The organism is Streptomyces sp. NPDC055078, from assembly GCF_053607985.1.
Genome location: NZ_JBSGUP010000266.1, coordinates 1 through 10,456 on the forward strand (window position 1 = coordinate 1; position 10,456 = coordinate 10,456).

The 10,456-nt window shown below is 70.7% G+C and carries 7 protein-coding genes and 2 pseudogenes; 7 read left to right on the plus strand and 2 right to left on the minus strand.

All coding sequences use genetic code 11. The features are described from left to right. The 7 genes and pseudogenes from ACWF94_RS21895 to ACWF94_RS21925 all read left to right on the plus strand — a co-directional run. A pseudogene (locus ACWF94_RS21895) lies at positions 1–324 on the plus strand (response regulator); the annotation flags it as partial. A gap of 205 nt (positions 325–529) precedes the next feature. Further along, positions 530–3,325, plus strand: a complete 2,796-nt coding sequence (locus ACWF94_RS21900) for a DNA translocase FtsK (RefSeq protein ID WP_453490855.1) — start codon at positions 530–532, stop codon at positions 3,323–3,325. Positions 3,326–3,568: 243 nt separating this feature from the next. Next, positions 3,569–4,393, plus strand: coding sequence for a helix-turn-helix domain-containing protein (locus ACWF94_RS21905; RefSeq protein WP_453490873.1), 825 nt, complete (start codon positions 3,569–3,571; stop codon positions 4,391–4,393). Positions 4,394–4,475: 82 nt separating this feature from the next. Continuing rightward, positions 4,476–6,023 carry a 30S ribosomal protein S12 methylthiotransferase RimO gene (gene rimO, locus ACWF94_RS21910; RefSeq protein WP_453490858.1) on the plus strand — a complete coding sequence of 516 codons (1,548 nt, stop codon included), beginning with the start codon at positions 4,476–4,478 and terminating at the stop codon, positions 6,021–6,023. After that, positions 6,020–6,694, plus strand: a complete 675-nt coding sequence (pgsA, locus tag ACWF94_RS21915; RefSeq protein WP_453490861.1) for a CDP-diacylglycerol--glycerol-3-phosphate 3-phosphatidyltransferase — start codon at positions 6,020–6,022, stop codon at positions 6,692–6,694. The genes rimO and pgsA overlap by 4 nt, the downstream gene beginning before the upstream one ends. A gap of 633 nt (positions 6,695–7,327) precedes the next feature. Further along, positions 7,328–7,711 (plus strand): helix-turn-helix domain-containing protein, encoded by a 384-nt coding sequence (locus ACWF94_RS21920; protein ID WP_453490864.1) that lies wholly within the window; start codon positions 7,328–7,330, stop codon positions 7,709–7,711. Positions 7,712–8,042: 331 nt separating this feature from the next. Further along, positions 8,043–8,513: a Dps family protein gene (locus ACWF94_RS21925; protein WP_453490867.1), complete on the plus strand. Its 471-nt coding sequence runs from the start codon at positions 8,043–8,045 to the stop codon at positions 8,511–8,513. Between the two features lie 485 nt (positions 8,514–8,998). Here the strand turns inward: ACWF94_RS21925 and ACWF94_RS21930 are convergent. Both ACWF94_RS21930 and ACWF94_RS21935 read right to left on the minus strand, forming a co-directional pair. After that, positions 8,999–9,133, minus strand: a pseudogene (locus ACWF94_RS21930) (SDR family oxidoreductase); the annotation flags it as partial. A 185-nt stretch (positions 9,134–9,318) separates the two neighbouring features. After that, complete coding sequence (locus ACWF94_RS21935) at positions 9,319–10,131, minus strand: Fpg/Nei family DNA glycosylase (RefSeq protein WP_453490870.1); 813 nt, start codon at positions 10,129–10,131, stop codon at positions 9,319–9,321. Positions 10,132–10,456 lie beyond the last annotated feature (325 nt).

A 10,456-nucleotide genomic window follows, 5' to 3' on the forward strand; every position in this document is an offset into this window, starting at 1 on the left:
GTCTCGGTGTTCGTCGAGCTGTATATGAAGAACTGTCAGCTGCGTGAGCAGGCCGCGCTGCTGCGGCTCCAACTCGAAGGCGGCGCCCAGCCGGGCGCCGGCGGCAACAACAAAGAGCCCGCGGGGCTGCTCGCCGAGCTGTCCGCCCGGCTCGCGGCGGTCGAAGAGCAGGCCGAGGCCCTGTCCAAACAGCTCGACGACGACTCCGCCGACGCTGCTGCCGTCGCCACCGCCGCCCATCTCGAACGCAAACTGACCGGTCTGCGGCGGGCGCTGGACGCACTGGAGCCGGGCGCGGGCCCGACCCTGCCGTCGCAGAACTGATACCCCCTGAGCGTACGCGGAATCGATCACTGACCGGGACCGGGAAACCGATCTCTGCGCCTACGGGCAACTGGCCTCTGCCCGGCGGGGCGACCAGCAGCGGTCCGCTGAAGGTGCGTCATCCCGGCGCCGCGGACGGCGACACGAACGGGTGACTCGGTGGGCACACGTGTCCAGCGCGCCTCACACCGGTAACCTCACCACCATGGCCTCACGTACGTCCGGCAAAGGTTCCCAGGGCACGGCGGGCACCGCGAAGCCGCGTGCTGGGCGCCCGAGCGGCGCCTCGGGCGCCGCGAAGAAGGCGGCTTCCGCCAAGAAGCCCGCGGCGAAGAAGTCCACGCCGCCGAAGAAGGCACCGGCCCGCAGGGCCCCCGCGAAAAAGGCCGCGGCCAAGAAGCCCGTGCCAAAACCGGCACCGTCCCCCACCGGGGGCGTATACCGCCTGGTGCGCGCCCTCTGGCTGGGGATCGCGCACGCCGTGGGGGCGATGTTCCGGAGCATAGGACGGGGCGCCAAGGGCCTCGACCCCGCGCACCGCAAGGACGGCCTCGCGCTGCTGCTCCTGGGCCTGGCTCTCGTCGTCGCGGCCGGCACCTGGTCAAATCTGCGCGGCCCGGTCGGCGATCTGGTCGAGATGCTGGTGACCGGCGCCTTCGGCCGACTCGATCTGCTCGTGCCGATACTGCTCGGCGCGATCGGCGTACGGCTGATCCTCTATCCCGAGAAACCCGACGCCAACGGCCGGATCGTGATCGGTCTGTCCGCCCTGGTGATCGGTGTGCTCGGACAGGTCCATATCGCCTGCGGCTCGCCGGGGCGCGCGGACACCGAGGCGGTGCAGGACGCGGGCGGGCTGATCGGCTGGGGCGCGTCCACACCGCTGATCTTCATGATGGGCACGGTCCTCGCCGTTCCCCTGCTCGTCCTGCTTACCGTCTTCGGTCTGCTCGTCGTCACCGCGACCCCGGTCAACGCCATCCCGCAGCGGCTGCGCCTCCTCGGCTCCCGGCTGGGTCTGGTCGCGCCCGCGCACGAGCCGGGAGCCGACGCCGACGTCACCGACGGCACCGACGACGACCGTCGCTACGACGAACAGTGGCGCGAGGCCGTTCCGGGGCGCACCCGGCGCTCCGCGCGCCGGAGTGAGGCGCCGGCGGAGTACGACCCCGATCATGCCGAGGTGGAGGCGCTCTCCCGGCGCCGCAGGCCCGCCCGGGGCTCTGTGCAACCGCCCCTGGACCGTCCGATGGACGCCGTGGATGTCGCTGCCGCGGCGGCGGCCGCGCTGGACGGTGCCGTGTACAACGGTCTGCCGCCCTCGCCGCTCGTCGCCGATCTGACACGGGACGTCACCGCCGACCGGGAGCGCGCCGCGTCCCCGGTGCCGCCCGCCCGTGAGCCGGAGCCGGTGCCGCGGCGGTCCGAGCCCGGCGCGGGCGCGTCCGTACCGGATCTGACCAAACCCCCGCGTGACGAGTCCCAGCCGCTGCCGCCGCGCGCCGAGCAGCTTCAGCTCGCCGGGGACATCACGTACTCGCTGCCATCGCTCGATCTGCTGGAGCGCGGTGGCCCAGGCAAGACGCGCAGTGCCGCCAATGACGCGGTCGTCGCCTCGCTGACCACTGTGTTCAGGGAGTTCAAGGTCGACGCGGCGGTCACCGGCTTCACCCGGGGGCCGACGGTGACGCGGTACGAGGTGGAGCTGGGCCCGGCCGTGAAGGTCGAGCGGATCACCGCGCTCACCAAGAACATCGCGTATGCCGTCGCCAGCCCCGACGTCCGGATCATCTCGCCGATCCCGGGGAAGTCTGCTGTCGGTATCGAGATCCCCAACACCGACCGGGAGATGGTCAATCTCGGCGACGTCCTGCGTCTCGCCGACGCGGCCGAGGACGATCACCCGATGCTCGTGGCGCTCGGCAAGGACGTCGAGGGCGGCTATGTGATGGCCAACCTGGCCAAGATGCCGCACGTCCTGGTCGCCGGAGCCACCGGTTCCGGCAAGTCGTCCTGTATCAACTGCCTGATCACCTCGGTGATGATAAGGGCGACCCCGGAGGACGTCCGGATGGTGCTGGTCGACCCGAAGCGGGTCGAACTCACCGCGTACGAGGGCATCCCGCATCTGATCACCCCGATCATCACCAACCCCAAGCGGGCCGCCGAGGCGCTCCAGTGGGTCGTACGCGAGATGGATCTGCGCTACGACGACCTCGCGGCCTTCGGCTACCGGCACATCGACGACTTCAACCAGGCCATCCGCAACGGCAAGGTCAAGCTGCCCGAGGGCAGTGAGCGCGAGCTGAACCCGTACCCGTATCTGCTGGTCATCGTGGACGAGCTGGCGGATCTGATGATGGTCGCCCCGCGTGACGTCGAGGACGCCATCGTCCGTATCACCCAGCTGGCGCGTGCGGCCGGCATCCATCTGGTGCTGGCGACCCAGCGTCCGTCCGTCGATGTCGTCACCGGTCTGATCAAGGCCAATGTGCCCTCCAGGCTCGCGTTCGCGACCTCGTCGCTCGCCGACAGCCGGGTCATCCTCGACCAGCCGGGCGCGGAGAAGCTGATCGGCAAGGGTGACGGGCTGTTCCTGCCGATGGGGGCCAACAAGCCGACCCGTATGCAGGGTGCCTTCGTCACCGAGGACGAGGTCGCGGCCGTCGTCCAGCACTGCAAGGACCAGATGGCCCCCGTCTTCCGCGAGGACGTGGTCGTCGGCTCCAAGCAGAAGAAGGAGATCGACGAGGACATCGGCGACGACCTGGATCTGCTGTGCCAGGCGGCCGAACTTGTGGTATCGACCCAGTTCGGGTCCACATCCATGCTCCAGCGGAAGCTGCGGGTCGGCTTCGCGAAGGCCGGACGGCTGATGGACCTGATGGAGTCACGGAACATCGTCGGTCCCAGCGAGGGTTCCAAGGCTCGTGACGTTCTGGTGAAACCTGACGAACTCGATGGAGTGCTCGCCGTGATCCGGGGAGAGACTCAGTCGTAACGAGGTGAGACCGACCTGAACGAGGTGAGACCGACCTGAGACTCACTCGTAAGGGGTCGCGGGCAACCGTTTCCCACGGTCCTACGTCCAGTTGGAGGGAGGGGCGGAAAAATGTCCCGCTCTCCTGGCCGCCATCGGCCATTCTGATGGCGTACAAACTCCTTCCGCCCGGTTGCCCCACCCTTTCGTACCACCCATACACTGAACCTCCAGCAGGTGGCTGCACGCTCGAAAGGCACCCCCGTGTCCATCGGCAACTCCCCCGAAGACGACCAGCCGTCCATCCAAGACGACCGGCCTTCGGTCGGTAGTGTCCTCCATCAGGCTCGCATTGATTCCGGACTGACCGTCGACGAGATCAGTGCTTCCACCCGGGTGCGCGTCCCGATCGTCCACGCGATCGAACAGAACGACTTCTCCCGCAGCGGCGGCGATGTCTACGCACGCGGCCATGTCCGTATGATCGCCCAGGCGGTCGGTCTCGACCCCGGCCCGATCGTCGCGCAGTACGACTCCGAGCACGGCGGGCGGCCCGTGCCGACCCCCGCCGCGCCGCTGTTCGAAGCCGAGCGCATCCGGCCCGAGCCGCGCCGGCCCAACTGGACCGCGGCGATGGTGGCCGCGATCGTCGCCGTGGTCGGGTTTGTCGGCTTCAGCTTCTTCAGCGGAGGCGAGGAGGACAAGGGCACCCGGATCGCCGAGGGCCCCGCGCCCCAGCAGAAGACCACCGCGCCGAAGCCGCCCACCAGCAAGCCGGCCGACCCCAAGCCCGATCGCTCGGACGGCGCCATCGCGGTCGTACCGAAGGACAAGGTGACGGTCCGGCTCTCCGTGCTGGAGGACAAGAGCTGGGTCTCCGCCAAATCCCACAACGGAAAGATGATCTTCGACGGGACGCTCACCAAGGGTCAGTCCAAGACCTTCCAGGACGATCGGCGGATCGATCTCGTCCTCGGCAACGCGGGGGCGATCGAGCTGTTCGTCAACGGGAAGAAGGTCGGGGACGAGTTCAAACCGGGCAAGGTCGAACGGCTGTCGTACACGAAGGGTGACCCCGAGGTCGGCTGAGATCACCGGGTGCCACCCGGGCCGATCGCGCCGGGGAGCCTGACGGCAGGGGCGTGGGCCGGGACAAAGTAGTCTTGAGCCCATGCCCGAACGCCGTACCGTCGCCCTTGTCACTCTTGGCTGCGCCCGTAACGAGGTGGACTCGGAGGAGCTCGCAGGCCGCTTGGCAGCGGACGGCTGGGAGCTCGTCCAGGAAGCCGCAGACGCGGACGTCGCCGTTGTCAACACCTGTGGCTTCGTCGAGGCCGCCAAGAAGGACTCCGTCGACGCCCTCCTCGAAGCCAACGATCTGAAGGACCACGGCAGAACGCAGGCCGTGGTCGCGGTCGGCTGTATGGCCGAGCGGTACGGCAAGGAACTGGCCGAAGCGCTGCCCGAGGCCGACGGAGTGCTCGGCTTCGACGACTACGCCGATATCTCCGACCGGCTCCAGACCATCCTCAGCGGCGGCGGCCATGCCTCGCACACCCCCCGCGACCGCCGCAAACTGCTGCCGCTCAGCCCCGTCGAGCGCCAGGGGGCGTCCGGTGTGGCGCTGCCCGGCCACGGAGCGCCCGCCGCGCTGCCCGACCTGCCCGACCTGCCCGAGGGCGTGGCGCCCGTCTCCGGGCCGCGCGCCCCGCTGCGGCGCAGGCTCGGCACCAGCCCCGTCGCCTCCGTGAAGCTCGCCTCCGGCTGCGACCGGCGCTGCTCCTTCTGCGCCATCCCGTCCTTCCGCGGCTCCTTCATCTCCCGGCGGCCCAGTGACGTCCTCGGCGAGACCCGCTGGCTGGCCGAGCAGGGCGTGAAGGAGGTCATGCTGGTCTCCGAGAACAACACCTCGTACGGCAAGGACCTCGGCGACATCCGGCTGCTGGAGACCCTGCTGCCGGAGCTGGCGGCCGTCGACGGCATCGAGCGGGTGCGGGTCAGCTATCTCCAGCCCGCCGAGATGCGGCCCGGCCTGATCGACGTCCTGACCTCCACACCCGGGATCGCCCCGTACTTCGACCTCTCCTTCCAGCACTCGGCGCCCGCCGTGCTGCGCTCGATGCGGCGTTTCGGCGACACCGAGCGGTTCCTGGAGCTGCTGGCGACCATCCGCGGCAAGGCCCCGCAGGCCGGGGTGCGCTCCAACTTCATCGTCGGCTTCCCCGGCGAGAGCGAGGCGGACTTCGCCGAGCTGGAGCGCTTCCTCACCCACGCCCGGCTGGACGCCATCGGGGTGTTCGGCTACTCCGACGAGGACGGCACCGAGGCGGCCTCGTACGAGGGGAAGCTCGACGCCGACGTCATCGCCGAGCGGCTGGCCCATCTGTCGCGGCTCGCCGAGGAGCTGACCGCGCAGCGCGCCGAGGAGCGGCTCGGCGAGAGCCTCGATGTGCTCGTGGAGTCGGTGAACGGCGACGGCGCTGCCCAGGACGAGGGCGCGGCGGTGGGCCGTGCCGCCCATCAGGCACCCGAGACGGACGGGCAGGTGGTGTTCACCGCGAGCGAGGGGCTGGTGCCCGGCCGTATCGTCACCGCGAAGGTGGTCGGCACCGAAGGTGTCGACCTGGTGGCCGAGTACTGCGGTCTGCCGGAGTCGGATCCTGCGGATGCTCGGGAGGGCGGCGGCCACCGGATCCCGGACCAGGGGGCGGCCAGATGACCGGAGTGCCGGCTTCCGCGGGAGGCGGCACCGGTAGGCCCGGCAGGCCCGCACCCGGTGGGAAGCTGGGTGCCGCGGCCGTCAATCAGGCCAGCCTGTGGAACATCGCCAACATCCTCACCATGGTGCGGCTCGTGTTGGTGCCCGGTTTTGTGCTGCTGCTGCTCCAGGACGGGGGCTACGACCCCGTCTGGCGGGCCTGGGCCTGGGCAGCCTTCGCCGTCGCCATGATCACCGACATCTTCGACGGGCATCTGGCGCGGACCTACAACCTGGTCACCGACTTCGGGAAGATCGCCGACCCGATCGCCGACAAGGCGATCATGGCCGCCGGGCTGATCTCGCTGTCGGCGCTGGGCGATCTGCCGTGGTGGGTGACCGGAGTGATCCTCTTCCGGGAGCTGGGGATCACCCTGATGCGGTTCTGGGTGATCCGTCACGGCGTGATCCCCGCCAGCCGGGGCGGGAAGATGAAGACCCTCGCCCAGGGCACCGCGGTCGGGATGTACGTCCTGGCGCTGACCGGGCCCCTGGCCACCCTCCGCTTCTGGGTGATGGCGCTCGCCGTCGTCCTGACGGTCCTGACCGGCCTCGACTATGTGCGACAGGCGATCGTCCTGAGGCGCAGGGGGCTCGCCAAGGAGCGCGGCACGGCCGGGCACCCGGGGTGAGCCGGACCGTCCGGGCCGGGCGCGTGCTCGCGGAGCGTGGCGGGCCCCGGCGGTGGCGCGGGCGCGGGCAGCCGGTCCGACGGCTCCCCGCCCGGCAGGTGTCCGTGCGGTGTGCGTGCGGTGTCCCTGCGGTTCCGGCGGCATTCCGGAACCGCCCCACGGCGTACGCGACCGTCCCCGAGCGCGAGGTTCCCGGCGCCGGCGGAACCCTCCTGGCGGAGCGCGGAGCGATGAATCCCGAGGTCGTGCCGCTGCCGGCGGTCGGTGTGGGCCGGTTGCCGGGGCCTGTCCGGCGTATCGCCGACCCGGGCGCGGTGGGTCAGGGCGCCGGATCGGCCACCCGCCGGAGCGGTCCGCGCGGCCGTCGCCCGGCCGGTCCGCACAGGTATTCCGGCCCGTTGCGGTTGAACGGCAGCGGGGCGGAAATCCGTAGAGAGAGTGTACGGAGCGTACGCGGATGCCTTCCGGGCGAACGGCGGGCAACCGAGCGGGCACAGGATACGGAACAGAACGGGGGGAATTGATGTTTGCAGCCCTGAGTGAACACGACATCGCTCCCCGCACGGCCGCAGCACGAGGCGGTACGGTGGGGCGTGAAGGATGCGGCTACGCGGTCCGAGGAGGGAGCCACCGATGATTCTGCTCCGTCGCCTGTTGGGTGACGTGCTGCGTCGGCAGCGCCAGCGCCAGGGCCGTACTCTGCGCGAAGTCTCCTCGTCCGCCCGAGTTTCGCTCGGCTATCTTTCCGAGGTGGAGCGGGGGCAGAAGGAGGCTTCCTCTGAGCTGCTCTCCGCGATCTGCGACGCGCTTGACGTACGGATGTCCGAGCTCATGCGCGAAGTGAGCGACGAGTTGTCGCTCGCCGAACTGGCCGCTTCGGCGGCGGCCACCGAGCCGGTGCCTGCGCCAGTACGCTCGATGCTGAATTCCGTCTCGGTGACGTCGGTGGCGGGTGTGCCGACAGAGCGGGTGACGATCAAGGCACCGGCCGAAGCTGTCGACGTCGTCGCGGCCTGATCCGTACGGCGCTGTTCGGTACGGCACCGTCCAGTACGGTCCCGGTCGGGCGCGCGGGTACGGCGTGATGTGAGTGAGCCCCGTTCACTGCCCTTAAGGGCAGTGAACGGGGCTTTTGCTCGTCCACGCTTGCTTCGTGGTCGCTCCTGTACTTGTCTTTGTACCTGGTTCTCACCGGCTTGCCAGGCCCGCCCGGGTGCGCGCGAGGAAGGGTGGCCGCCCGGCGGACGGACGGCGGTCGACGGTCGCTCGTCGTGGAGGCCGTCCGAATGCCTGGTCCGGGGGGCCTATGTCATGGTGGGACTCACTGACAACCGAGTGGAGGACACGTATGTCTGTGGTGAAGAGCCCGTTGTCCGATACCGACCTCAAGACGGTCGGGGAGGCCCTCAGGGGCGCCCTGGTGGATCTGGTCGATCTCGGGCTGGTGGCCAAGCAGGTTCACTGGAATGTGGTGGGACCGCGCTTCCGGTCCGTGCACCTTCAGCTCGACGAAGTGGTGGACACCGCCCGGCTGCACTCCGACACCGTCGCGGAACGCTGCTCCGCGATCGGGGTGACGCCCGACGGGCGTGCCGCGACGGTCGCCGAGCAGAGCGCGATCAGCAGCGTGCCGGAAGGCTGGATCAAGGACGGCGACGCCGTACGGGTACTGGTGGACGCGCTGGCCGCGGTGATCGTACGGATGCGGGAGCGCATCAACGCGACCGGCGATCCCGACCCGGTGAGCCAGGACATCCTGATCGGCCTCACGGCGGATCTGGAGAAGCACGCGTGGATGTTCCAGGCGGAGAGCGGGTGACCTCCCGGTGAGCTTCCCGGCGGGCGCTCAGAGGAGCCGTACGACCCGTTCGCGTGGGGCGTACGGCGGATGGGGCGGTGGCCCGGCTGCGGCGGCGTCGGCCGGGGTACTGCTCGCTTGGGTACCGCTCGCTTGGGTACTGCTGTCCGGCGCGTTCGGTGCGTTGTGCGCCGGGTTCGCATCCGGTGCGCCCTCCCAGTGGGTGATCGCGCCGGTCTAGCGTGGTCCGGAGGGAGGCAGCCATGGCGCAACGCGGATTCACGCTTCTGCCGGTGGCCGTCCTCGGACTCGCTGCCACGCACCTCGGCGCGCTGCTGGTCGGCGGGTTGTGGTGGTGGGCCGTACTGCGGCTGGCGTTCGTCCCGGAACGGGCCGGACTGGTCGAGGGTGCGGTCGCGGCGGGCGGCTGGGGACTGAGCCTGCTGCCCGTGCATGTGACTCCGTCGCGTGGTGGCCGGCGTACGGCCCTCAGGGTGTGGGGCCCCTCACCAGGGCATTGCGACGCCGCCGTTCGGCCGGATGATCCGGCCCGTGGTGAACGCGGACGCGTCCGACGCCAGATGCGGCACCGTGTGCGCGATGTCCTCGGGCTCGCCGACCCGGCGGAGCGGCGACAGCCGTGACCTCGCCTCCTTCTGAGCGGCATACCGGGAGCGCCCGGCCGGATCTGACGGTGCGTCAGTCAGGGTGGGCGGGGACGGGTGCGGACGGCCCGTCAGGGGCCGGGTGCGCGCAGGGGAAGATGGCCGAAGAGCTTTCGCCCCTGGCCGGCAGGCGCCGGCGCGTCGTCAACGCCGGCGCGTCGTCAATCAGTGGGCCCGGACTGGCAGCCGGGGCACCAGTAGGTGACGCGCTCGCCGCCGCCGTCGCCCTGCTCGGCCTTGCGGACCGGGGTGCCGCAGCGGAGACAGGGCTGCCCCTCGCGGCCGTACACATGGAGGCGGGGCGCCCGTGAGACGGCGCCGGGGGAGCGGGCGGTGGTGCGGCGGTCGAACGTGTCCTTGTTCGCTTCGAGCAGCCGGTGCGCGGTGACGAGAAGCCGCTCGGCCACGCCATCCGGCAGCTCACCGACCGGCAGCCAGGGTGTCACCCGGGCCAGGAACGCCAGCTCCGACTTGTACACATTGCCGATCCCCGCGAGATTGCGCTGATCGAGCAGGGCCTCGCCGAGCGCCCGGGACGGCTGGTCGAGCAGATGGGCCAGCGCGGTGCCCGCGTCCCAGTCCGGTCCCAGGAGGTCGGGACCCAGATGGCCGACGACCCTCTCCTCGTCGTCGGTGCGCAACAGCTCCAGCACGGGCAGGCGGTAGCCCACGGCCGTCCGCGAGACATTTCCGAGGACGGCGCGGATCTGGTGCGCCGGTCCACCGCGCCACCTCTCGGCCGCCGCGAACACCCGCCACGCCCCGTCCATCCGCAGATGCGAGTGGAGGGTGAGGCCGCCTTCGACCCGGGTGAGCAGATGCTTGCCCCGTGGTGTGACATCCAGGACCACCCGGCCCGTGAGATCGGCCGTGGCGAACCGGGGCACCCGCAGATCCGACCGGGTGAGGACCTGTCCGGCCAGGGCGATGTGCAGTCGCTTCGCGGTCTGCCAGACGGTGTCTCCTTCGGGCATGACATCCATGATGGCGGACGCGGGACCTTCCGGCGGGCGAGTGGGCGAGCGGCGGCCCGTGGGCCGGGCAGGCGAGCGGGCGAGCGGACGCGGGACCTTCGGGCGGTCGGGCGGGCGGGCCCGTGGGCCGGGTGTTGCCATGGCGGCCGTATGACCCGGGGCGGGCGGCCATGCGCCCCGGAGCGCCCGGATGCGCGGGGCGGGCGGATCGCAGGGCATGTACGCCGGGGTCGGGTGGTGCCCGGCCGGGCGGCGCCCCTGACCCCGCGCCGCCCGCCCGGCCGGTGCGGGTCAGGGGCGTATACGCAGGCCCCGGGGTGTGGCG

Bases quoted from the DNA above. Each gene is read 5' to 3' on its own strand.
- ACWF94_RS21920 (WP_453490864.1), top strand. From the start codon at position 7,328: ATGATTCTGCTCCGTCGCCTGTTGGGTGACGTGCTGCGTCGGCAGCGC.
- ACWF94_RS21935 (WP_453490870.1), bottom strand. From the start codon at position 10,131: ATGCCCGAAGGAGACACCGTCTGGCAGACCGCGAAGCGACTGCACATC.
- pgsA (WP_453490861.1), top strand. From the start codon at position 6,020: ATGACCGGAGTGCCGGCTTCCGCGGGAGGCGGCACCGGTAGGCCCGGC.
- ACWF94_RS21900 (WP_453490855.1), top strand. From the start codon at position 530: ATGGCCTCACGTACGTCCGGCAAAGGTTCCCAGGGCACGGCGGGCACC.
- rimO (WP_453490858.1), top strand. From the start codon at position 4,476: ATGCCCGAACGCCGTACCGTCGCCCTTGTCACTCTTGGCTGCGCCCGT.
- ACWF94_RS21925 (WP_453490867.1), top strand. From the start codon at position 8,043: ATGTCTGTGGTGAAGAGCCCGTTGTCCGATACCGACCTCAAGACGGTC.